21 protein-coding genes are annotated in these 22,206 nt (G+C 73.2%); 11 read left to right on the top strand and 10 right to left on the bottom strand.

Annotated elements, in window-relative coordinates; translation table 11 throughout:
• The 3 genes from ACFXKG_RS40090 to ACFXKG_RS40080 form a co-directional block, all read left to right on the top strand.
• The coding region (locus ACFXKG_RS40090; RefSeq protein ID WP_384850194.1) for a sortase at window positions 1-959 on the top strand (959 nt) is incomplete at its 5' end.
• Window positions 960-1,032: 73 nt separating this feature from the next.
• Window positions 1,033-1,821 (top strand): phosphate ABC transporter ATP-binding protein, encoded by a 789-nt coding sequence (locus ACFXKG_RS40085; RefSeq protein ID WP_384850203.1) that lies wholly within the window; start codon window positions 1,033-1,035, stop codon window positions 1,819-1,821.
• Between the two features lie 71 nt (window positions 1,822-1,892).
• Window positions 1,893-2,759 carry a hypothetical protein gene (locus ACFXKG_RS40080; protein ID WP_384850191.1) on the top strand — a complete coding sequence of 289 codons (867 nt, stop codon included), beginning with the start codon at window positions 1,893-1,895 and terminating at the stop codon, window positions 2,757-2,759.
• Window positions 2,760-2,788: 29 nt separating this feature from the next.
• Here the strand turns inward: ACFXKG_RS40080 and ACFXKG_RS40075 are convergent, their stop codons facing one another.
• From ACFXKG_RS40075 to ACFXKG_RS40065, 3 genes are all read right to left on the bottom strand, one after another.
• Window positions 2,789-4,498 (bottom strand): phospho-sugar mutase, encoded by a 1,710-nt coding sequence (locus tag ACFXKG_RS40075; protein ID WP_384850188.1) that lies wholly within the window; start codon window positions 4,496-4,498, stop codon window positions 2,789-2,791.
• Window positions 4,499-4,616: 118 nt separating this feature from the next.
• A complete protein-coding gene (locus ACFXKG_RS40070) occupies window positions 4,617-5,447 on the bottom strand; it encodes a purine-nucleoside phosphorylase (protein WP_384850185.1) in 831 nt (276 codons plus the stop codon).
• 245 nt (window positions 5,448-5,692) lie between these two features.
• Window positions 5,693-6,130: a gamma-glutamylcyclotransferase gene (locus ACFXKG_RS40065; protein ID WP_329828899.1), complete on the bottom strand. Its 438-nt coding sequence runs from the start codon at window positions 6,128-6,130 to the stop codon at window positions 5,693-5,695.
• A gap of 282 nt (window positions 6,131-6,412) precedes the next feature.
• Between ACFXKG_RS40065 and ACFXKG_RS40060 the strand changes: the two genes are divergently transcribed.
• Complete coding sequence (locus ACFXKG_RS40060) at window positions 6,413-7,873, top strand: NAD(P)H-quinone dehydrogenase (RefSeq protein ID WP_384850182.1); 1,461 nt, start codon at window positions 6,413-6,415, stop codon at window positions 7,871-7,873.
• A gap of 260 nt (window positions 7,874-8,133) precedes the next feature.
• Window positions 8,134-9,141 (top strand): DeoR/GlpR family DNA-binding transcription regulator, encoded by a 1,008-nt coding sequence (locus tag ACFXKG_RS40055; protein ID WP_384850200.1) that lies wholly within the window; start codon window positions 8,134-8,136, stop codon window positions 9,139-9,141.
• Between the two features lie 173 nt (window positions 9,142-9,314).
• On the opposite strand, the gene ACFXKG_RS40050 is transcribed toward ACFXKG_RS40055, so the two are convergent.
• On the bottom strand, window positions 9,315-9,923 hold the full coding sequence (locus tag ACFXKG_RS40050; protein WP_384850179.1) for a TetR/AcrR family transcriptional regulator: 609 nt from the start codon (window positions 9,921-9,923) through the stop codon (window positions 9,315-9,317).
• A 157-nt stretch (window positions 9,924-10,080) separates the two neighbouring features.
• Complete coding sequence (locus ACFXKG_RS40045; RefSeq protein ID WP_384850176.1) at window positions 10,081-11,835, bottom strand: acetyl/propionyl/methylcrotonyl-CoA carboxylase subunit alpha; 1,755 nt, start codon at window positions 11,833-11,835, stop codon at window positions 10,081-10,083.
• A gap of 349 nt (window positions 11,836-12,184) precedes the next feature.
• On the opposite strand from ACFXKG_RS40045, the gene ACFXKG_RS40040 reads away from it, so the two are divergent.
• Entirely contained in the window at window positions 12,185-12,706 is a 522-nt protein-coding gene (locus tag ACFXKG_RS40040) for a hypothetical protein (protein WP_384850174.1), read from the top strand.
• A gap of 56 nt (window positions 12,707-12,762) precedes the next feature.
• Here ACFXKG_RS40040 and ACFXKG_RS40035 read toward each other — a convergent pair whose 3' ends face one another.
• The 4 genes from ACFXKG_RS40035 to ACFXKG_RS40020 form a co-directional block, all read right to left on the bottom strand.
• On the bottom strand, window positions 12,763-13,377 hold the full coding sequence (locus ACFXKG_RS40035) for a Maf family protein (protein WP_384850171.1): 615 nt from the start codon (window positions 13,375-13,377) through the stop codon (window positions 12,763-12,765).
• Between the two features lie 162 nt (window positions 13,378-13,539).
• Window positions 13,540-13,668 carry a morphogenic membrane protein MmpB gene (gene mmpB / locus ACFXKG_RS40030; RefSeq protein ID WP_365807743.1) on the bottom strand — a complete coding sequence of 43 codons (129 nt, stop codon included), beginning with the start codon at window positions 13,666-13,668 and terminating at the stop codon, window positions 13,540-13,542.
• 114 nt (window positions 13,669-13,782) lie between these two features.
• Window positions 13,783-13,998, bottom strand: a complete 216-nt coding sequence (locus ACFXKG_RS40025; RefSeq protein WP_384850168.1) for an acyl-CoA carboxylase epsilon subunit — start codon at window positions 13,996-13,998, stop codon at window positions 13,783-13,785.
• A gap of 31 nt (window positions 13,999-14,029) precedes the next feature.
• The gene (locus tag ACFXKG_RS40020; protein ID WP_384850197.1) at window positions 14,030-15,556 is read right to left on the bottom strand and encodes an acyl-CoA carboxylase subunit beta; all 1,527 of its coding nucleotides are present in this window, start codon (window positions 15,554-15,556) and stop codon (window positions 14,030-14,032) included.
• A gap of 331 nt (window positions 15,557-15,887) precedes the next feature.
• Between ACFXKG_RS40020 and ACFXKG_RS40015 the strand changes: the two genes are divergently transcribed.
• The 4 genes from ACFXKG_RS40015 (at window position 15,888) to ACFXKG_RS40000 (ending at window position 20,447) form a co-directional block, all read left to right on the top strand.
• Entirely contained in the window at window positions 15,888-16,760 is an 873-nt protein-coding gene (locus ACFXKG_RS40015; protein ID WP_384850165.1) for a biotin--[acetyl-CoA-carboxylase] ligase, read from the top strand.
• 352 nt (window positions 16,761-17,112) lie between these two features.
• Window positions 17,113-18,261, top strand: a complete 1,149-nt coding sequence (locus ACFXKG_RS40010; RefSeq protein WP_384850162.1) for an adenylate/guanylate cyclase domain-containing protein — start codon at window positions 17,113-17,115, stop codon at window positions 18,259-18,261.
• A gap of 118 nt (window positions 18,262-18,379) precedes the next feature.
• Window positions 18,380-19,189 (top strand): enoyl-CoA hydratase/isomerase family protein, encoded by an 810-nt coding sequence (locus tag ACFXKG_RS40005; protein ID WP_384850159.1) that lies wholly within the window; start codon window positions 18,380-18,382, stop codon window positions 19,187-19,189.
• An 88-nt stretch (window positions 19,190-19,277) separates the two neighbouring features.
• Window positions 19,278-20,447, top strand: coding sequence for a diguanylate cyclase domain-containing protein (locus tag ACFXKG_RS40000; RefSeq protein WP_384850156.1), 1,170 nt, complete (start codon window positions 19,278-19,280; stop codon window positions 20,445-20,447).
• Window positions 20,448-20,495: 48 nt separating this feature from the next.
• Here ACFXKG_RS40000 and ACFXKG_RS39995 read toward each other — a convergent pair whose 3' ends face one another.
• Entirely contained in the window at window positions 20,496-21,071 is a 576-nt protein-coding gene (locus ACFXKG_RS39995; protein ID WP_384850153.1) for a TetR/AcrR family transcriptional regulator, read from the bottom strand.
• Between the two features lie 136 nt (window positions 21,072-21,207).
• On the opposite strand from ACFXKG_RS39995, the gene ACFXKG_RS39990 reads away from it, so the two are divergent.
• On the top strand, window positions 21,208-22,122 hold the full coding sequence (locus ACFXKG_RS39990; RefSeq protein ID WP_384850150.1) for an SDR family NAD(P)-dependent oxidoreductase: 915 nt from the start codon (window positions 21,208-21,210) through the stop codon (window positions 22,120-22,122).
• Window positions 22,123-22,206: the final 84 nt, after the last annotated feature.

The following is a 22,206-nucleotide window of genomic DNA, read 5'->3' as shown; positions in this document are numbered from 1 at the left end:
GGCTGCGCAAGCCCGACAAGGGGCAGCTCTTCGCCCTGCTCGCGCTGGTCGTCAGCGCGGCCACCTTCATCGGCAATGTCAGCCTGGGCCGCAGCGCGATCGCGCCGGGCCGCCCCGGTGTGGCCCTGGCCGGGGCCGCGCTCTGCGTGCTCGCCGCCGTTCTGCTCGGCTTCGCCGCCGACCTCACCGTCGTCGGGCACCTCAAGCACGCGCGGGACCAGCAGACCGCCTACGACGCCCTGCGCGAGCAACTCGCCGAGGGAACCGCCCCGGTGGGGCAGCTCGGCGGGGACGGAAAGCGGCTCCCGCCGGGCGCGCCCGTCGCCCTGCTGGACATCCCGGCGCTCGGCGTCCACGAGGTCGTCGGCGAGGGCACCACCTCCGGCGTCCTGATGTCGGGCCCCGGCCACCGCCGCGACACCGTGCTGCCCGGCCAGGCCGGCACCTCGGTGATCATGGGCAGGCAGTGGGCGTACGGGGGTCCCTTCACCGCCCTCGACCGCATCCCCGGCGGCGCCACCATCACGGTGACGACCGGTCAGGGCAAGGCGGAGTACCGGGTCACCGGTGTCCGGCGGGCCGGCGACGAACTGCCCGCGCCGGGCGACGCCCGGAGCCAGGGGCGGCTCACCCTGATCACCGCCGTCGGTCCCCCGTACACACCGTCCGGGGTGCTGCGGGTCGACGCCGAACTGACCACCCCCGTACAGCCCAGCCCGCCGCGCACGATTCGGGCCGGCTGGATCGGCTCGGCGGAGGAGACGCTGCAGGGGGACGGCGGCGCCTGGCTCGCCGTTTTCCTCTGGACCCAGGGCCTGTTCCTGGCCGCGCTGCTCGCCGCCTGGGCCGCCCGCGTCTGGGGCCGCTGGCAGACCTGGATCTGCGCCGTGCCCGTACTGCTGGTCCTGGGGCTGTCCGTCTCCGGTGCCGCCACTCGTCTTCTGCCCAACCTGCTATGAAGGAACAGGAGTTGCAGCCGTTATGGCCACTTCGCCGACCGATCCCGCCGACACCGTCGCGCTGCCCGCCGCCATGGGCCGCGGCGGCGCCGCCACGCTCCTGGCCGACGGCGTCTCCGCGTGGTTCGGTGACCACAAGGTGCTCGACCGGGTCTCGCTGACCATGCCCGCGCAGCGGGTCACGGCTCTGATCGGCCCCTCGGGGTGCGGCAAGTCGACCTTCCTGCGCATCCTCAACCGGATGCACGAGTTGATCCCGTCCGCCGCTCTCGCCGGGCGCGTGACCCTCGACGGGGCGGACATCTACGACCGCGGGCGGCGTATCACCCACGCGCGCCGGCAGATCGGCATGGTCTTCCAGAAGCCCAACCCGTTTCCCGCCATGTCCCTCTACGACAATGTCCTGGCCGGGCTCAGACTCAACGGCATCAAGGCGAACCGGGACGGCAAGGACGACCTGGTCGAGGAGTGCCTCACCAAGGCAGGTCTGTGGCGTGAGGTCAAGGACAGGCTGCGCCAGCCCGGAGGCGCGCTCTCCGGCGGCCAGCAGCAGCGGCTGTGCATCGCGCGCTCGCTCGCCGTACGGCCCCGGGTCCTGCTGATGGACGAGCCGTGCTCGGCGCTCGACCCGACGTCGACGCGGCGCGTCGAGGAGACCATCGCCGAACTGAGGACGGAGGTCACGATCGTCATCGTCACGCACAACATGCAGCAGGCGGCCCGGGTCTCCGACTCCTGCGCCTTCTTCCTCGCCGAGCAGGGCACACCGGGCGTGATCGTCGAGCACGGGGACACCGACGCGATGTTCAACGCGCCCCAGGACACGAGGACGGCCGACTACGTCAACGGCAGGTTCGGGTGAGGCGTGGGCGGACGCCCGGGGCCCGGCCCCGGACGCGTACCGGTACCCGTACCCGGGCCCGCTGCCGGCTGGTGACCGGCGCGCTGGCGTCGGTCCTCGCCGTCCTCACGGCGTGCGGAACGGCGCCCGGCACCGGAGCGCACGCGGGCCCGGTCACGGGTGCGGAGGCGGGTACGGGGCCGGGCCCGACGCCGTACGAGGACACCGCCTCCGCGTCGGCCCTGCCCAGGCCGGCGCCCCCGACGAAGGTCCCCGGCGCGCCGGAACCGGAACGGCCCTCACCCCGGCGGCCCGGCCCCACGGATCTCCCGGATCCGACGGAGCCCGCCGCTTCCCCGGGGCGGCCCGGCCCGGGGAGGCCCACGGAACAGACCGCCGGTCAGGAGCCGTCGATGAAGCCGGCGGGCCCCGCGCCCGGGGACGCCGCCCGTACCGCCCCCGGCCCGGACCTCTCCCGTACCACCGGCCCCTCCGCCGCACGGAAGCCCCCCGCCACCGGCGTCCGGCCGGGCCCCGGGAAGGGCCCCGGGAAGGGCTCCGGGAAGGGCTCCGGGAAGGGCCCCGGGAAGGGCTCCGTGCCCACGATCCGTATCGGTTCCTGGTCCGCGCCCATCGCCCGGGGCGGTCAGGAGGAGGTCGACGCGTGCCGGAACGCGGTCCAGTGGGCCGGGCCGGACTTCGGCGCGGAGAACGGCTACCAGATGCGCACCATCGTGCTCGTCGGCCACGACTTCTGCGGCTTCGACCGCTTCGCCACCCTCCCCGTGGGCAGCGAGGTCACCATCGAGACGCCTCGCGGGACCCGGACCTACCAGGTCTACGCCACCTACATCTCCCCGGGCCGCGGCACCCCCGCCGCCGGACTGTACTGGGGCGACCTCACCCTCCAGTCGTGCGTGGGCCCCGACACGGGCTTCAGCTATCTGACGCGAGTCTGAGCGCCTCGGCGGGGCACAGCGCCATCGCGTCAGATGCCCGCCGCCTCCGCCAGCTCCCGCTTCAGGGCCGCCAGCAGTTCCGCCGCCGTCGTACGGGCCATCGGCAGCGCCGGCGCGTCGGCGACCGGGATCACCGCCTCCAGGTAGCACTTGAGCTTGGGTTCCGTGCCGCTCGGGCGGACGATGACGCGCGCCCGGTACGCGCCGTCCAGGTGGTAGCGCAGGCCGTCCGTCGGCGGGAGCGTGTCCGTGCCGGCGGACAGGTCCTCGGTGGTGGTGACGCGCAGGCCCGCCAGCCCGGCCGGCGGGTGCTCGCGCAGCCGGCGCATGGCGTCGGCGATCAGCGACAGGTCCTGGACGCGGACGGAGAGCTGGTCCGTGGCGTGCAGGCCGTGGGTGACGGCCAGGTCGTCCAGCAGGTCCGTGAGGGTACGGCCCGACTCCTTCAGCTCCGAGGCCAGTTCGGCCACCAGCAGCGCCGCCGTGATGCCGTCCTTGTCCCGTACGCCGTCGGGGTCGACGCAGTAGCCGAGCGCCTCCTCGTACCCGTACCGCAGCCCCTCGGCGCGTGCGATCCACTTGAAGCCGGTCAGCGTCTCCTCGTACCCCAGCCCCGCCGCCGCGGCGATCCGGCCGAGGAGGGAGGACGAGACGATCGACGCGGCGAACGTGCCCGTCGCGCCCTTCGCGACGAGGTGTGCGGCGAGCAGCGCGCCGACCTCGTCGCCGCTCAGCATCAGCCACCCCGCCTCGGCCGTCGCGTCGGGGACGGCCACGGCGCAGCGGTCCGCGTCCGGGTCGTTGGCGATGATCAGGTCGGGCCGGACCCGGCGCGCGGTCGCGAAGGCCAGGTCCATCGCCCCCGGCTCCTCCGGGTTCGGGAACGCGACCGTCGGGAAGGCCGGATCGGGCTCGGCCTGCTCCGGTACGGGGACGGGCGCGGGGAAGCCGGCGCGGGCGAAGGCCGCCAGGAGCGTCTCCGTACCGACGCCGTGCAGCGCCGTGTGGACGGTGCGCGCGGTGCGCGGGGAACCGGGAGTGAGGACCGCGTCCGTACGGGCCAGATACGCGGCCAGGATCTCGTCGCCGAGGACGTCCCAGCCGGACTCCGGGCGGGCCACCGTGTCCAGCGCGCCGACCGCGGCGATCCGGGCGGCGATCTCCGTGTCGGCGGGCGGCACGATCTGTGAGCCACCCGAGTCGCCGCCGAGGTAGACCTTGTAGCCGTTGTCCCTGGGCGGGTTGTGGCTCGCGGTGACCTCCACTCCGGCGACGGCGCCGAGGTGCCGTACGGCGAAGGCCAGCACGGGTGTGGGCAGCGGCCGGGGCAGCAGGGCGGCGCGCAGCCCCGCGCCGGTCATCACGGCCACGGTGTCCCGGGCGAAGTCGGCTGACTTGTAGCGGGCGTCGTACCCGACGACCACCAGGCCGTCCCCGTCCCCCCGCGCCGTCAGATACGCGGCGAGGCCGGCCGCGGCGCGGATGACCACGGCGCGGTTCATCCGCATCGGCCCGGCGCCCAGTTCGCCGCGGAGCCCGGCCGTACCGAACTGGAGCGTCCCCGCGAACCGTTCCGCCAGGGCGTCGAGATCCCCGGCGTCGGCGCCCTTGATGAGTTCGCCCAGCTCCGCCCGGGTCTCGCCGTCGGGGTCCTCGGCCTGCCAGATCTTGGCGCGGACGAGGAGGTCCTGGTGCGCGGGGTCCTGCCGCGCGGGGTCCTGGGGCGCGTTCTGGTGCATGGGCCAGCTCCTGCGTGGTGGTGGCGAGTGGCGACGGCGGTGGGAGGCGGGGACGTGCGGGACGGGGATGCTCACGCGAGAGGTGAGAGGTGGAACTCCGGGCGGCCCGGGGTGGGCGTCAGACGCGGTCCAGTACCTGTGCCAGCAGCGCGCCCATCTGGGTGGCCGAGTCGCGGCCCGCCTGGAGGACCTCCTCGTGGTTGAGGGGAGCGCCGGAGATGCCCGCCGCCAGGTTGGTGACCAGGGAGATGCCGAGGACCTCGGCGCCCGCCTCGCGGGCCGCGATGGCCTCCAGGACGGTGGACATGCCGACGAGGTCGCCGCCCATCGTGCGGACCATGTTGATCTCGGCGGGGGTCTCGTAGTGGGGGCCGGTGAACTGGACGTACACCCCCTCCTCCAGCTCCGGGTCGATCTCCTTGCACAGCGCGCGCAGCCGCGGCGAGTACAGGTCCGTCAGGTCCACGAAGTTCGCGCCGACGATCGGGGAGACGGCCGTCAGGTTGATGTGGTCGCTGATCAGCACGGGCTGGCCGGGGCGCATGCCCTCACGCAGACCGCCGCAGCCGTTGGTCAGGACGACCGTCTTGCAGCCCGCGGCGACGGCCGTACGGACCCCGTGCGCGACGGAGGCGACGCCGCGGCCCTCGTAGTAGTGCGTACGGCCGAGGAAGACCAGGGCGCGCTTCTCGGCGATCCGGTACGAGCGGATCCGGCCGCCGTGGCCCGGGACGGCCGGCGGCGGGAAGCCGGGCAGCTCGGTCACGGGGAACTCCGCCTCGGGAGCGCCGAGCGCTTCGACGGCCGGTGCCCAGCCGGAACCCATCACCAGAGCGACGTCATGGGTCTCGGCACCGGTCAGCTCGCGCAGCCGGGCGGCGGCGGCGTCGGCGGTGGCAAGAGGGTCGGCGGGTCCTTCGGCGTTGGCCGGGATAACAGATGCGTTCACGCGGATGAGGGTAGCCGGTCATGCCCTACGCGCGTAGATGTATTGAGCACGGTCTCCGGATCGTTGTGTTGCCGTTTCCGGCGAAAGGAGACGAAAGGGCCGGGCGAAGGGGGATTCGGGGCTCTTTCAGGGCAGGTGCGGGGGTGAGGTTGGCCGGATCTGCCCCGTAGATCTGTCCCGCGGGGCAGATGCGCCGCCCCGTCCGGGTCCCCGGTGCCCGCGGGTCTGCCCCGCGGAGCGTGCCGTCAGCACGGGCGCTTGCGCAGCTCCATCACGTAGTCGTGCGGGGCCCCCGCCGACTCCGCCGCGTCGGCCAGCTCGCCCAGGTAGCGCGCCGAGGGCAGCCCGCCCTCGTACCCGTTCAGGACGTACAGCCAGGTCGGCTCCTCGCCGTCCAGGGTGTGCACCCGTACGCGCATCCGCCGGTAGATGTCGAGCCCCACGCCCTCCCAGCGGTCCATGGAGTCCTCGTCCATCGGCGCCAGGTCGTACAGCGCGACGAAGACCTGTGACCGGGGCGCCTCCACGATCGTGGCGAGCGCGCCCTCCCAGCCCATCTGCTCCCCGCCGAAGGTGAGCCGCCAGCCGTTGAGCCAGCCGGTGCCGCGCAGCGGGGAGTGCGGGGCGCGGCGGGTCATCAGCCGCGCGTCGAGGTTGCCGGCGTACGCGGCGTAGAGCGACATGGGATTGAGGGTACGGGAGGTGGGGGCGTGGCCGCCGGTGCACCGGCCCGAGCGGGGAGAGGAAGGGGGAGGCGAGGGGGAGGGGAAGGGGGAGGCCAGGAGGATGGGGGAGTGGAGGAGCGGGCCGTTCCGCGGGGGCGGTGCCCGGATGGAGGGACCCGGGGCGAAGCTACTTGAAGCGTGCGGGACAATGGAGTACGTACTGCATCCCCCGGGGACACCCCCGGAACCCCGGCCGGGGTGGCAGACGGGCCGGGTTGACAACGCGAGGCGGACTTTTTCGTGACCCGGATCGTGATCATCGGTGGCGGACCCGGCGGATACGAGGCGGCGCTGGTCGGCGCCCAGCTCGGCGCCGAGGTGACCGTCGTCGACTGCGACGGACTCGGCGGCGCGTCGGTGCTCACCGACTGCGTGCCGTCCAAGACGCTCATCGCGACCGCCGAGGTGATGACCACCTTCGACTCCTCGTACGAGGAGCTGGGCATCATCGTCGCCGACGCGGAGTCCGACAGCGGCTCCGCCGCGGGCCCGTCGGAAAAGGCGGCCCGCGTCGTCGGCGTCGACCTCGGCAAGGTCAACCGACGGGTGAAGCGGCTCGCGCTCGCCCAGTCCCACGACATCACCGCCTCCGTCACCCGGGCGGGCGCCCGGGTCATGCGCGGCCGGGGCCGGCTGGCCGGCCGGCAGGCCGTGGACGGCTCGCGCCAGGTCGTCGTGACCGCGGCGGACGGCACGGAGGAGTCCCTCACGGCCGACGCCGTGCTGATCGCCACCGGCGCCCACCCGCGCGAGATCCCGGACGCGCAGCCGGACGGCGAGCGGATCCTCAACTGGACGCAGGTGTACGACCTCGACGAGCTGCCCGAGGAACTGATCGTGGTCGGCTCCGGCGTCACCGGCGCCGAGTTCGCCGGTGCCTACCAGGCGCTCGGCTCCCGGGTCACGCTCGTCTCGTCCCGTGACCGGGTGCTGCCCGGCGAGGACCCGGACGCCGCCGCCGTGCTGGAGGACGTCTTCCGGCGCCGCGGCATGAACGTCATGTCGCGCTCCCGCGCCGAGGCCGCCAAGCGGGTCGGCGACCGCGTCGAGGTGACCCTCTCCGACGGCCGGGTCATCACCGGTTCGCACTGTCTGATGGCGGTCGGCGCCATCCCGAACACCGAGGGCATGGGCCTGGAGGAGGCCGGCGTCCTGGTCAAGGACTCGGGCCACATCAAGACCGACCGCGTCTCCCGTACCTCCGCGCCCGGCGTCTACGCGGCCGGTGACGTCACCGGGATCTTCGCGCTCGCGTCGGTCGCGGCCATGCAGGGCCGGATCGCGATGTACCACTTCCTGGGCGACGCGGTCGCTCCGCTCAACCTCAAGACCGTCTCCTCGAACGTCTTCACCGACCCGGAGATCGCCACCGTCGGCTACAGCCAGGCGGACATAGACGGCGGCAGGATCGACGCGCGCGTCGTCAAGCTGCCGCTGCTGCGCAACCCCCGCGCGAAGATGCAGGGCATCAGGGACGGCTTCGTCAAGATATTCGCCCGTCCCGGCACGGGGATCGTGGTGGGCGGCGTGGTCGTCGCGCCGCGCGCGAGTGAGCTGATCCACCCCATCGCGCTCGCCGTCGACAACAACCTGACCGTCGAGCAGATCGCGAACGCGTTCACGGTCTACCCGTCGCTCTCGGGATCGATCGCCGAGGTGGCGAGGCAGTTGCACACGCGGAAGTCGGCCGAGGAGAGCTGAGCCGGTCCGCTCCCGCTGTTCCCTCCGCGGTCCCACGCGTCACTCCGGTGCCGTGGGGCCCGTTGGGGCCCGCGTGCTGCCCGTAAGCCCTTTCTGCGGGCTTCGGAGCGTGCCCGAGCGGGCATGAGGCCTCTATACCATCAGGCACGTTCGTTCGTGCACAACTTCTGTTATTCGGCGCAAACTGCTGAAAGCAGACGGTCATTGGGGTTACTGTCAGTTTCGTGTTCGCTGCAGAACGTCGCCAATTGATCCTCGAAATGGTGCGCGCCAACGGGGCCGTGTCGCTCCGTGAGCTCGCCCGCGTCGTCCAGACCTCCGAAGTGACCGTACGGCGGGACGTGCGGGCGCTGGAGGCCGAAGGACTCCTCGACCGCCGGCACGGCGGTGCGGTACTGCCGGGTGGATTCACGCGAGAATCCGGCTTTCCGCAAAAGTCCCATCTCGCAACGGCGGAGAAGACCGCCATCGCCGACCTCGCCGCGAGCTTCGTCGAAGAAGGCGAGGCCATCGTCGTCGGTGCCGGTACGACCACGCAGGAGCTGGCCCGCCGGCTCGCGCGGATCCCCGGTCTGACCGTTGTCACCAACTCACTGCTGGTCGCGCAGGCCCTCGCGCACGCCAACCGCGTCGAAGTCGTCATGACCGGCGGCACACTGCGCGGTTCGAACTACGCGCTGGTCGGCAGCGGGGCCGAGCAGTCGCTCCAGGGGCTGCGGGTCACCCGCGCGTTCCTCTCCGGGAGCGGGCTGACCGCCGAGCGCGGGCTCTCCACGTCCAACATGCTCTCGTCGAGCGTCGACCGCGCGCTGGTGCAGGCCGCGGCGGAGATCGTGGTGCTGGCCGACCACACGAAGCTGGGCACCGACACGATGTTCCAGACGGTGCCCACCGACCTCATCAGCCGGCTGGTGACAGACGAGCCGCCCGCGCACGCCGACCGCGCGGGGGCGGAGCTCCAGGCACTGGCCGACCAGGGCGTACGGGTCTCGGTGGCCGGTACGGCGACGGCGACCGGCGCGGGAGCCGGTGGCACGGACGGGGCCGGTGGTGGCGGCGTCGGCGGCGATGGGCTGCCGCCGGGCGGCCGGACCCGCCGTGACGTCCCCCTGCCGGGGCAGCGCCGTACGCATGGGGCGGGGCCGGGGCCCGGGGCGGGACCCGGCGGTCCTGGCGGGCCCGGGGGGCAACTCCGGGGCGCGGGGAGTCCGTTGGGTGCGCAGGAGACGGGGGAGCGGGCACGGGTCGCGGATCTGCGGCGCCGGTAGCACCGCCGGCGTACGCAGCCGACCTCCGGCAACGCGTACGTGCGGGGGCGTACGGGGCGTGCTGGCGCGCCCCCCGGGCCGCTCCACGGCCACGTGCTGCCCCCACGACATCTTCGCGGCTACGTCGAGCCGCTTCCGGCCGCGACGTGCGGTGCGCGGTGCGGCCTTCGCGGCTACGGCGCGCAGCCGCCCTGCGGAGTCTGAGCCCTGAGGCCCGTCAAGGTCAGCATCAGCAGCCGGTCCGCCAGTCTCGGGTCGTCCGGGGACTGCTCCGCCGCCAGCGCGATCGCGTTCGTGAGCTGCAGCAGGTCCCGGATCGAGACGTCCGACCGTACGTCCCCCGACTCCTGGGCCCGCGCCAGCAGGCGCGCGCCCGCCTCGCGCATCGGGCCGCTGCACTCCGACAGCGCCGAACTCTCGTCGTTGGACGCCGACATGAGCGCCCGCGAGAGCCCCTGATACTCACCCGCATGAGTGATGACGGCGCGCAGCCATTCCGTCAGCGCGCGGCACGGACTCGCCGACTCCGCGAGGTCACGGGAGCGCTGGAGCAGGTCGGCAAGCGCTTCCTGGAAGACCGCGTTCAGCAGCGCGTGCCGGTTGGGGAAGTGCCGGTACAGCGTGCCGATCCCCACGCCCGCGCGCCGCGCGATGTCCTCCAGGGAGGTGTCCGTACCGTGCTCCGCGAAGCTGGCGCGGGCCTCGCCGAGCAGCCGCTCGTAGTTGCGGCGCGCGTCGGCGCGCATGGGCCGTGGCGGCGCCTGGGCCGTACTCCTCGCCATCGCGCGGACCTCCTGTCTCCCACCGTCTCCCCCGTGAGTCTACGGCGGAGGCCCCGCCCGGACCCCGGATCCGGTGGTGGACCGGGATCGCGGATCGGGCGGGGCCTCCGAGGACGCCGAGCGGGGGCGCGGGGCGGGAGCGCCGCGCGGGGTGGCGTCAGTCCTTGATCTCGCAGATGACCGCGCCGGAGGTGAGCGAGGCGCCGACCTGGGCCGCGAGGCCCTTGACGGTGCCCGAGCGGTGGGCGTTCAGGGGCTGCTCCATCTTCATGGCCTCCAGGACGACGACCAGATCGCCCTCCTTGACCTCCTGGCCCTCCTCGACGGCCACCTTGACGATGGTGCCCTGCATGGGGGAGGCGAGCGTGTCGCCGGACGCCGCAGCCGAGGACTTCTTCGCCGCGCGCCGCTTGGGCTTGGCGCCCGCGGCCAGCCCCGTACGGGCCAGGGACATGCCCAGGCTGACCGGCAGGGAGACTTCGAGGCGCTTGCCGCCGACCTCGACCACCACGGTCTCGCGGCCCGGCTCGTCGTCGGTCTCCGGGCCGGCCGGGGCGGCGAAGGGCGGGATGTCGTTGACGAACTCGGTCTCGATCCAACGGGTGTGGATCCTGAACGGGTCCGCGGTGAACGCCGGGTCGGCGACCACCTTGCGGTGGAAGGTCAGCGCCGTGGCCATGCCCTCGACGGTGAACTCGTCCAGGGCGCGCGCCGCGCGCTGGAGCGCCTGCTCACGGGTGGCGCCGGTGACGATCAGCTTGGCGAGCAGGGAGTCCCAGGCCGGGCCGATCACGGAGCCGGACTCGACGCCCGCGTCCAGCCGGACACCGGGGCCCGACGGCGCCGCGAAGGTGGTGACCGTACCGGGGGCGGGCAGGAAGCCGCGGCCCGGGTCCTCGCCGTTGATCCGGAACTCGAAGGAGTGGCCGCGCACCGGCGGGTCGTCGTAGCCCAGCTCCTCGCCGTCCGCGATACGGAACATCTCGCGTACGAGGTCGAGTCCGGTGACCTCCTCGGTCACCGGGTGCTCCACCTGGAGCCGGGTGTTGACCTCCAGGAAGGAGATGGTGCCGTCGGTGCCGACCAGGAACTCGACGGTCCCGGCGCCGACGTATCCGGCCTCCTTGAGGATCGCCTTGGACGCCGCGTACAGCTCGGCGTTCTGCTCGGGGGTCAGGAACGGCGCGGGCGCCTCCTCCACCAGCTTCTGGTGGCGGCGCTGGAGCGAGCAGTCACGCGTCGACACGACGACCACGTTGCCGTGCGAGTCGGCCAGGCACTGCGTCTCGACGTGCCGGGGCCTGTCGAGGTAGCGCTCGACGAAGCACTCGCCGCGGCCGAAGGCGGCGACGGCCTCGCGGACCGCGGAGTCGTACAGCTCCGGGACCTCTTCGAGCGTACGGGCGACCTTGAGGCCACGCCCGCCGCCGCCGAAGGCCGCCTTGATGGCGATGGGGAGTCCGTGCTGCTCGGCGAAGGCGACGACCTCGGCGGAGCCGGAGACCGGGTCCGGGGTGCCGGCCACCAGCGGGGCGCCCGCGCGCTGCGCGATGTGCCGGGCGGCGACCTTGTCGCCCAGGTCGCGGATGGCCTGCGGGGGCGGGCCGATCCAGGTCAGCCCCGCGTCCAGGACCGCCTGGGCGAACTCGGCGTTCTCGGACAGGAAGCCGTAGCCGGGGTGGATCGCGTCCGCGCCCGAGTCCTTCGCCGCCTGGAGCACCTTGGCCATGTCGAGATAGCTGGCCGCCGGGGTGTCACCGCCCAGGGCGAACGCCTCGTCCGCCGCACGGACATGCAGCGCGTCCCGGTCCGGGTCGGCGTAGACGGCTACGCTCGCGATTCCGGCATCCCGGCAGGCACGGGCAACGCGGACAGCGATTTCGCCACGGTTGGCGATGAGCACCTTGCGCACGATGGCTCCCTCCTTGAAACAAGCTGAGTTTAGGGACTGCCGACACGCGCCGCCGAACTGTCCGCGCTGGTGGCCCGCACCGCACGGAGCGTGTTCCGATCCTCGCCCACGGGGCGAAATCCCTTGTGGCACCACGGTACGCCGCGATCCTCCGTCGCACAGTAGCGCTCGGATGTGGTCCAGCTCTCTGTCGGACTGACCCTCGGCCGATCACGATTCTTTGTGGAGTCCCTACGAATGGCGGAATGATTCTTTGCCTGGGCTCGGGCCCTTGTCCCCGGGTTTACCGGTTAGTACCGTGCGCGATGGCGAACGTACTGCTGGTAACAGGTGAAAACAGGGGAAGAGGGTGGGGGCCGTGGCCCGGAGACCGATGGCCTGGCTGGCCGCGATCGTGCTCGTGGCGGAGGCGGTCGGCGTCGTCTTCGTCAACGGCGTGCTGGCCATGGTGGTCGACAACCAGCAGATGTCGCTGGCCGGTGTCGACTCCGCCGCGATGTTCGCCGGGACCTGGGCGACGGGCGGGGTCTTCGGCCTCTACCTGGTGGTGTGCGCGGGGATCCTGGCGCGTACGGCGGTACGGGACCGCGCCCCCGGCCGCTTCGGGCGGATCGTGCTGATCAGCTGCGCGGTGGTGCACGGGGTGCTGGGCGCGCTGACGGTCGGTCTGGTGGGGTGGACGGCCTTCGCGGTGATGATGGCGGTCATGGGACTGGTGGTGCTGGCGCTGGTGGCGTACGAGAGCGAGCCCCGGCCCGGGAAGCGGACGCCTGGCCCTCCGGCGCTTGGTGATCCTGCGCCTGGCGGGCAGGCACCGGGCGAGCAGGCGCCCGCCGGGCAGGTTCCGTCGGACGAGCGGGCGCGCGCCTGACGCCAGGGTTCCCGGGCCCGGGGATCCTCAGCGGTCTCCCATGGGGAGGGCGGGGCTCAGGCCCACAGGTCGGTGATCGTCACGCCGTGCTCCAGCAGCAGCGTCCGCAGCAGCGGCAGCGACAGGCCGACGACATTGCCGTGGCTGCCCTCGATCGAGTCGACGAAGGGGGCCGAGCGGCCGTCGAGCGTGAACGCCCCGGCGACGTGCAGGGGTTCACCGGAGGCGACGTACGCGGCGATCTCGGCGTCGCTCGGGGTGCCGAAGTGGACCGTCGTCGACGCGGTCTCGCCGGCCCGGCGGCCGGTCGCGGTGTCGATCACGCAGTGGCCGGTCCTGAGGATCCCCGTACGGCCGCGCATCGACTTCCAGCGGGAGGTGGCCTCCTCCGCGTCGGCGGGCTTGCCGAGCGCCTCGCCGTCGAGTTCGAGTACAGAGTCGCAGCCGACGACCAGCGCCCCGGCGACCTCGGGGAGCGCGGCCACGGTGGTCGCCTTGGCCTCGGCGAGGACGAGCGCCAGCTCGGCGGGGGTCGGGGCGGAGAGCGCGTCCTCGTCGACGCCGCTGACGATCACCTCGGGCGCGAGTCCGGCCTGCCGGAGCAGGCCGAGCCGGGCGGGGGAGGCGGAGGCGAGGACGAGCCGGCGTCGCTGAACGGTCATGCCGGTCATGGTACGGAGCGCACCGGGGCGGGCGTCGGCCGGTCCGCCCAGGTCCCGGTACGGGCCGCCCGGCGCAGGCCGGTCACGGGGCCCGGTCGGCCGGACGGCCGGACGGTGGAGGCCGGTCGGTGGAGGCCGGCCGCACGGTGCAGGCCGGTCGGTGGAGGCCGGTCAGTGCAGGCCGAGTACGAGCATCGCCAGCACCATCGCCAGGGCGAGCAGGACCCCCGCCCGGCGCATCATGGACTGCGTCTCGCGCAGTTCCTCGGGCGGCCTGTTCTCGGGATCGGACCACAACATGAACTCGATACTCCGGCCGCCGGGCGCCCGGCGCCTGAGTACGTGTACTCAGGCGCCCCCTCACTTCACCCCGGCTTCACCCGGGCCCCGCCACGCTCACCCCGCCCACCCGGCTCAGCCCGGCCAGTACGTCCTGGCCCACGCCCGCGGGCCGGGCCGCAGCACCCGGCCGCGCGCGATACGGGTCGGGGCGGACCACTCGGCGGGGGGTTCGGCCGCGCCCGGCGCGCCGGGCGGAGGGGCCGCCAGGGCCGCGGCGCGGGCCTGGACCACCGCGAGCGCGGCGGCCAGCTCCTCGCGGGTCGGGTTGCCCCGTACGACTTTGATCATCGTCACTCTCCCTTCCGGTCGAAGACACGTCCTAGAGCGGGATGTTGCCGTGCTTCTTCGGCGGCAGGCTCGCGCGCTTCGTACGGAGCTGGCGCAGCCCCTTCACGACGTGCGCCCGGGTGTCCGACGGCATGATCACCGCGTCGACGTAGCCGCGTTCGGCCGCGACGTACGGGTTGAGCAGGGCGTCCTCGTACTCCTGGATCAGCTCGGCGCGCCGCGTCTCCTGCTCCGTGTCGTCGCCCGCGGCGGCGATCGTGCGGCGGTGCAGGATGTTCACCGCGCCCTGCGCGCCCATCACGGCGATCTGCGCCGTCGGCCAGGCGAGGTTGAGGTCGGCGCCCAGGTGCTTGGAGCCCATCACGTCGTACGCGCCGCCGAACGCCTTGCGGGTGATCACCGTGATCAGCGGGACCGTGGCCTCGGCGTACGCGTAGATCAGTTTGGCGCCGCGCCGGATGATGCCGCCGTACTCCTGGTCGACGCCCGGCAGGAAGCCGGGGACGTCCACGAACGTCAGCACCGGCACGTTGAACGCGTCGCACGTCCGGACGAACCGCGCCGCCTTCTCCGAGGCGTTGATGTCCAGGCACCCCGCGAACTGCAGCGGCTGGTTGGCGACGATCCCGACCGGGAAGCCCTCGACCCGGCCGAAGCCCGTGATGATGTTGGGCGCGAAGAGCGCCTGCGTCTCCAGGAACTCGCCGTCGTCCAGCACCCGTTCGATCGCGGTGTGCATGTCGTACGGCTGGTTCGCGGAGTCCGGGATCAGCGTGTCCAGGTCGCGGTCCTCGTCCGTCGTCGTCAGCTCGGCCTCCTCGGGGAAGGCGGGCGGCTCGGAGAGGTTGTTCGACGGGAGGTACGAGAGCAGGGACTTGACGTACTCGATGGCGTCCTTCTCGTCGCCCGCCATGTGGTGCGCGACGCCGGAGGTCGTGTTGTGCGTACGGGCGCCGCCCAGCTCCTCGAAGCCGACGTCCTCGCCCGTCACCGTCTTGATGACGTCGGGCCCCGTGATGAACATGTGCGACGTCCGGTCGACCATCACCGTGAAGTCGGTGATCGCGGGGGAGTAGACCGCGCCGCCCGCGCACGGGCCGACGATCAGGCTGATCTGCGGCACGACACCCGAGGCGTGCACATTGCGCCGGAAGATCTCGGCGAACAGGCCGAGCGCGACCACGCCCTCCTGGATGCGGGCGCCGCCGCCGTCGTTGATGCCGATGATCGGGCAGCCGGTCTTCATCGCGAAGTCCATGACCTTCACGATCTTCTCGCCGTACACCTCGCCGAGCGAGCCGCCGAAGATGGTGAAGTCCTGCGAGTAGACGCAGACGGGACGGCCGTCGACCGTGCCGTAGCCGGTGACGACACCGTCCCCGTACGGGCGGTTCGCCTCGATGCCGAAGTTGGTCGAGCGGTGCCTGGCGAACTCGTCCAGTTCGACGAAGGACCCCTCGTCCAGCAGGAGACCGACCCGCTCGCGCGCGGTCAGTTTCCCCTTGGCGTGCTGCTTCTCCACGGCGCGCGCGGAGCCGGCGTGCGTGGCTTCGTCGATACGGCGCCGGAGATCCGCGAGCTTGCCCGCGGTGGTGTGCGCGCTGCTTCCCGCGCTCGTTCCTGTGGTGCTTCCGGCGGTGGTTCCTGCGTTGCTTCCGGCGGTGGTTCCCTGGGCGATTTCCGTTTCGGACATCGGGATGCGGCTCCCTGCGGGTCACGGGTGTGAATCGGGGTGCGGGGGGTGGGGAGGGACGGAGGATGCGGCGGATACGGAGGATGCGGGGTGTGCGGGATTTACGGGTGGGACGGAGCGGGCGCTACTGATCCGTAGCGTATCGGCGCGGATACCGTTCGGCAGTGCGGCGTTTGCCACACCTAGGGTGGCTTGCATGACGGAGCCCCATAACCCTCCCGGCGGTCACCCCGCCGGCCGCTGGTCCGACCTCGAACGCCCCCCGCTCGGCCCACGGGCGCTGCGCCGCGGCCTGATCCTGCCGGGCGGGCTGTGGACCTCGCTCGACGTGGTCGAGGCGACCGGGTCCACCAACACCGATCTGGCCGCGCGGGCCGCGGCCGGCGCGGCGGAGGGCGCGGTGCTCGTCGCCGAGGAGCAGACCGCCGGGCGCGGCCGGCTCGACCGGCGCTGGTCGGCGCCGGCACGCTCGGGGATCTTCTTCTCCGTCCTGCTCAGGCCGGGCCCCGGGGTCCCGGCCGAGCGGCTCGGCTGGCTGCCGTTGCTGACCGGGGTGGCCGTCGCGACGGGGCTGGCCAGGGCGGCGGGCGTGGACACCTCCCTCAAATGGCCGAACGACCTGCTGGTGACGGTGGACGGCGAGGAGCGCAAGGCGGGCGGCATCCTCGCGGAGCGCGCCGGTGCCGACGCGGTCGTGGTGGGCGTCGGCCTCAACGTCTCGCTGCGCGCCGACGAACTCCCCGTACCGACGGCGGGATCGCTGGCCCTGGCGAACGCGGTCTCTCTCGACCGGGAGACGCTTCTGCGCGCCGTACTGCGCTCCCTGGAGCGGTGGTACGGGCTGTGGCGGGAGGCCGGCGGCGACCCGGTCGCCTCCCGGCTCCAGGAGACGTACGCGGCGGGCTGCGCCACGCTGGGACGGCGGGTCAGGGCGGAGCTGCCCGGCGGCCGTGAGCTGGTGGGCGAGGCGGTGGCGGTGGACGGCGACGGCCGGCTGGTGGTCGAGACGGACGACGGCGGACGGCATCCGGTCGGCGCGGGCGACATCGTGCACGTACGCGGGGCGTAGACCCCCGCGTACGCGGGGCGCGGAATCCTCGCGTACGCGGAGGCCCGGGAGGCACCCGTACCCGGGCCGGGAGGCACCCGTACCCGGGCCGGGAGCGCGCACGGACGCGGGACGTAGGGATTGCACGTACGCGGGGCATGGTCCAGGGGCACCCAAGGTGATTCCGCGGCCGGGTTGTGGCACGAGGGCGGTCGGTGGCCGTACGGCGTGCCCCGCACGCGCCCGCCCGTACCTCAGGACGGACCGTCTCATACCACCCAGGGACGTGAGACAGCGCACATCTGCCGTATCGTTGAGGCGGTCCACGACAGATCGGCAGGGCAGTGCGCAGGGAACGGGCAGGAGGCGGCTGGTGACCGTCGATGATTCGGCTTCCGGCGCGGAGACTCCGCCGCCGGGCTCCTCGGGCCACCCGAACCCGCACCATGTCGTCGATCACACGGCGGAGCCGACCGACGACCCCCTCGCGATCCGTCTCGAACAGCTCATCCTCGGGGCGGAGCGCCGCTACACGCCCTTCCAGGCGGCCCGCACGGCCGGGGTCTCGATGGATCTCGCCTCCCGCTTCTGGCGCGCCATGGGCTTCGCCGACATCGGCCAGGCCAAGGCGCTCACCGAGGCGGACGTGCTGGCGCTGCGGCGGCTCTCCGGTCTCGTCGAGGCGGGGCTGCTGAGCGAGCCGATGGCCATCCAGGTCGCCCGGTCGACGGGGCAGACCACCGCCCGGTTGGCGGAGTGGCAGATCGATTCCTTCCTGGAGGGGCTGACGGAGCCGCCGGAGCCGGGGATGACCCGCACCGAGGTCACGTACCCCCTGATCGAGCTGCTCCTGCCGGAGCTGGAGGAGTTCCTCGTCTACGTGTGGCGGCGGCAGCTCGCCGCGGCGACCGGGCGCGTGGTGCAGGCGGCGGACGACGACGAGATGGTCGACCGGCGGCTCGCCGTGGGCTTCGCGGACCTCGTCGGGTTCACCCGGCTGACCCGGCGGCTGGAGGAGGAGGAGCTGGGCGAGCTGGTCGAGGCGTTCGAGACGACCTCCGCCGACCTCGTGGCCGCGCACGGCGGCCGGCTGATCAAGACCCTCGGCGACGAGGTGCTGTACGCGGCGGACGACGCCGGTACGGCCGCGGAGATCGCGCTGCGGCTCATAGAGACCATGACGCACGACGAGACGATGCCGGCGCTGCGGGTCGGCATCGCGTTCGGCACGGTCACCACGCGGATGGGCGACGTCTTCGGCACGACGGTGAACCTCGCGAGCCGGCTGACGTCCATAGCGCCCAAGGACACCGTTCTGGTGGACGGCGCGTTCGCGGAGGAGCTGATCCGTACGGGAGACGCCCCGGCCTCGGAGACGCAGGCGGCGGAGGCCGCGGCGCGGGCCGAGAAGGAGGGCGAGGTGCCGCCGGCCTACCGCTTCGGGCTCCAGCCGATGTGGCAGCGGCCGGTGCGCGGTCTGGGTGTGGTGGAGCCCTGGCACCTGGGACGGCGCGCCACTTAGGATCGCTCCCGGTGAACCGTCGTTAACGGATGGCCGTTGACCACTGACGGTTGACCACTGGCGGTTGACCACTGGCGGTTGACCACTGGCGGTTGACCAGTGACCGGGAGGATGCCGCGTGGCCGGGAGCGAGCAGAGGTTCGGGGAGTCCGTCGCCGTACGGCGGCACGGCGCGGGCGGCCATGTCGCCGAGCTGGTGCTCGACCGGCCGAAGGCCATGAACGCGGTCTCCGTCGAGCTGGCCCGCGCGCTGGCCACCGCCTGTACGGAGCTGGGGGCCGACCGGAGCGTACGGGTCACGGTGCTGACCTCCACGCACCCGCGCGCCTTCTGCGTCGGTGCGGACCTCAAGGAGCGGAACGCGCTGAGCGATGCCGAGCTGCTGGCGACGCGGCCCCTCGCGCGCGCCGCGTACACCGGGGTGCTGGAGCTGCCGATGCCGGTCGTGGCCGCGGTGCACGGCTTCGCGCTGGGCGGCGGGTTCGAGCTGGCGCTCGCCTGCGACCTCATCGTCGCGGACCCGTCCGCGGTGGTCGGGCTGCCGGAGGTGTCGGTCGGGGTGATCCCCGGGGGCGGCGGTACGCAGCTGCTGCCCCGCCGGGTCGGGGCCGCGCGTGCCGCGGAGCTGATCTTCACGGCGCGGCGGGTGCCGGCGGCGGAGGCGGCGGGGATCGGGCTGGTGGACCTCCTGGTGGACGAGGGGGCCGACCGGGACGAGGCGCTGGCGCTGGCGGACCGTATCGCGGCCAACTCGCCCGTCGGGGTGCGGGCCGCGAAGCGCGCGCTGCGGCTCGGGCACGGGCTCGACCTGCGGGCCGGCCTGGAGGTCGAGGACGCCGCCTGGCGGGAGGTCGCCTTCTCCGGGGACCGGGCGGAGGGCGTGGCGGCGTTCAACGAGAAGCGGAAGCCGCAGTGGCCCGGCGTCTGACAACGGCCGGACGGGACGGCCGGCCGGGCGCGGGGTGATACCCCGTCGCCGCAGGCGATGAAATCGCCCCAAAGCGCCCTAAGGTGGGGTGATGGGAGTGGATGGGCGTCTGCGCGCCATGGTGGCACTGTCCCAGGCGATGGCCGCGGCCCCGACGGCGCGGGAGTCCTGGCGGGCGGCGGCGCGGGGCGCCAGGACGGCGCTGGCGGGGAGCTTCGCGGCGCTGTCGGTGTGGGAGCGGGACCTGGGGCGGCTCAAGGTCCTGGTGAACGCGGGGGACCGGGTCGCGGGGGAGGAGGAGTTCCCCGAGGGCGAGTCGTACCCCGTGCACCAGTTCCCCGAGATCGCGGAGTTCCTGCACGAGCGCTGGGCGGGCGGCGGCGGGCCCAACGCCTGGGTCGAGACCGCGGCGGGCTCCGCGGAGGTCCCGGTCGGCGGCGGGACCCGGACCTTCGGACCGCCCGGCTACTGCCACCAGCGCGTGGCGGCGCTGCGCCGGCGCGGCCGGGGGTGCTGCGTGGTGGCGCCGATCGTGCTGCACGGCCGGGCGTGGGGCGAGCTGTACGTGGCCCGGCCGCTGGGCGCGCCGGTGTTCGACGCCGACGACGCGGACTTCGCGACCGTCATCGCATCGGTGGTGGCGGCGGGGCTCGCCCAGACGCAGCGGCTCGAAGAGGTACGGCGCCTCGCCTTCACCGACCCCCTGACGGGGCTGGCGAACCGGCGCGCGGTGGACGCGCGGCTCGACCAGGCGATCGCGGCGTACCAGGCGGACGGGGCCGTCGTCAGCCTCGTCGTCTGTGACCTCAACGGCCTGAAGCAGGTCAACGACACGCTCGGGCACGCGGTCGGCGACCGTCTGCTGGAACGGTTCGCCTCACTCCTCTCCCTCTGTGGGGCGCGGCTGCCCGGCGCGCTGTCGGCACGGCTCGGCGGGGACGAGTTCTGCCTGCTGGCGGTGGGTCCGACCGCCGACGAGGTGATCGCGGTCGCCGCCGAGCTGTGTACGCGGGCGGCGGAGCTGGAGCTGGGCGAGGGGGTGGCGTGCGGGCTCGCCTCGACGGGCGACCCGATCGGCGAGGTGAGTTCGGGGCGCCGGCTCTTCCGGCTGGCGGACGCGGCGCAGTACCGGGCGAAGGCGGTACGGGCGGCGGGCCCGGTGGTCGCGGGGCGCGACGGCGCGGTGGTCCGCCTCGCCGACGCCCCGGCCCTCCCGGCCCGCGACCGCCGCCGCTTCCGCGACGCGCCGCCGCCGTAGACGGGGACCGCCCGGCCGGATCCCGGTTCCGTTCGGCGGGCGGGGGGATCAACGCGTGGGCAGCGTCCGGATGAGCAGCTCGATGAGCTGGTCACCGTCGGCGTTCCACTCCTCGGTGTCGAGGTAGCCGTTGAGTTCGAGGTCGGCGATACCGTGCACCGCCGCCAGGAGAAGTCCGGCGAAGGGCCGGGCGCGGTCCGGGGGGACCACCCGGCCCACCAGGGTGAGGAGGACGTCCGGCGGGCGCGGCTCGACATCGGAGGAGGTGACGGTGGGGCCGAAGGGGGCGCGGGTCAGCATGAGCCGGTAGAGGTTCGGCCGGTTCCGGGCGAGGGCGACGGGCACGCCGATCGCCTCCCGCAGGGCGTCCGCCGGGGGCAGAACCGAGTGCGCGGCGATCTCGTGGATCTGCCCGGCCAGCTCTTCCCACGCGGCGAGGCTGATCGCCGTGAGCATTTCCTCCTTGTCGGAGAAGTGCCGGTAGGCGGCCGTACGGGAGACGCCGGCGCCACTGCCCACGGCGCGCAGCGTCACCGCGTCGACACCACCCTCGTCCAGCAGGGCCGTAGCCGTACGCAGCAGGGCGCGCCTGGTCGCAGCTGCTGTCTCCGCACGCGTCGTCACCCTCGTATCGTAGGCGAGCGGACACTACGGTTGACACCGTCCACAGAAAGCACTCATTCTGTTATCGCTGTCAACTGAAATCGGGCCGGGGCCTGCGGTCCCGGCCCGGCGTACACCCGGCCCGAACGGAACGATCATGTACACGCTGCTCATGACCGGAGCCACCAGTGGAATCGGCCGGGAGGCCGCCGGTGAACTGCTGCGGCGCGACCCACAGCTGCATCTGGTGATGCTGGCCCGCGGTGCGACGGGACACGCGACGCTGAAGGAACTGAGGGCCATACGCTCCGACGTCACCCTCGTGGAAACCGACCTGGCGAGCATGGCGAGCATCCGGGCCGCGGTCGAGACGGTCCGGCGGCGACTGGAAAAAGGCGATCTGCCTCCGCTCGGTGGCATCGCCGGCAACGCCGGTGTCAGCTTCGGCGACGCCCGGCGGTCCACGGCCGACGGCTACGAGACCACGTTCGCCGTGAACGTGCTCGCGAACCACCTGCTCGTCGCCGAACTCGCGCCGAGCCTCGCGGCCCCCGCCCGCATCGTCATCACCGTCAGTGACGCCCACTTCGGTGATCTGAAGCACGGTGGCGGCCTGTTCAAGCTGCGCTGGGCCGACCCGGACGTCCTCGCGCGGCCCGGCGCGTTCCCGAGGCCAGGGGCCTCCAGCGCGGGCCGCAGTGCCTACGCGACCAGCAAGCTCGCCGCGATCTACCTCGTACACGAATGGGCCCGGCGCCTGCCCGGCGGCCTGGACATCGTCGCCCACAACCCCGCTCTCGTGCCCGGAACAGGCCTGTCCCGCGACGGCGGTCTCGCACGGATTTTCATGCGGTACGTCACCCGGCCGCTGGCCGCCACGCCGCTGCTGGACTCCGCGCCCGCCGCCGGCCGCAAACTCGCCGACGTCATCCTCGGCAAGGTCACCGCGCCCACCGGGTCGTACATCGACCGCACCCGCGCCGTGCGCTCCTCCGAGGAGTCCTACGACCCCGACCGGGAACGCGCGCTGTGGGAGTACGCGGAACGCCTGCGCACCAGCGCCACCACCTGACCCGGCACACGCGGTACGGCACCACGGCCCCGCTCGGCCGACCGTCCGGGGCTGTGGCGAGGGCACGGGGGCGGACGGTCAGCC

The sequence above is a fragment of the Streptomyces sp. NPDC059255 genome (assembly GCF_042752355.1).
Lineage (GTDB): Bacteria > Actinomycetota > Actinomycetes > Streptomycetales > Streptomycetaceae > Streptomyces.
Note: the sequence above shows the minus strand (reverse complement) of the source record. Positions and strands in the feature narration are given on the sequence as shown.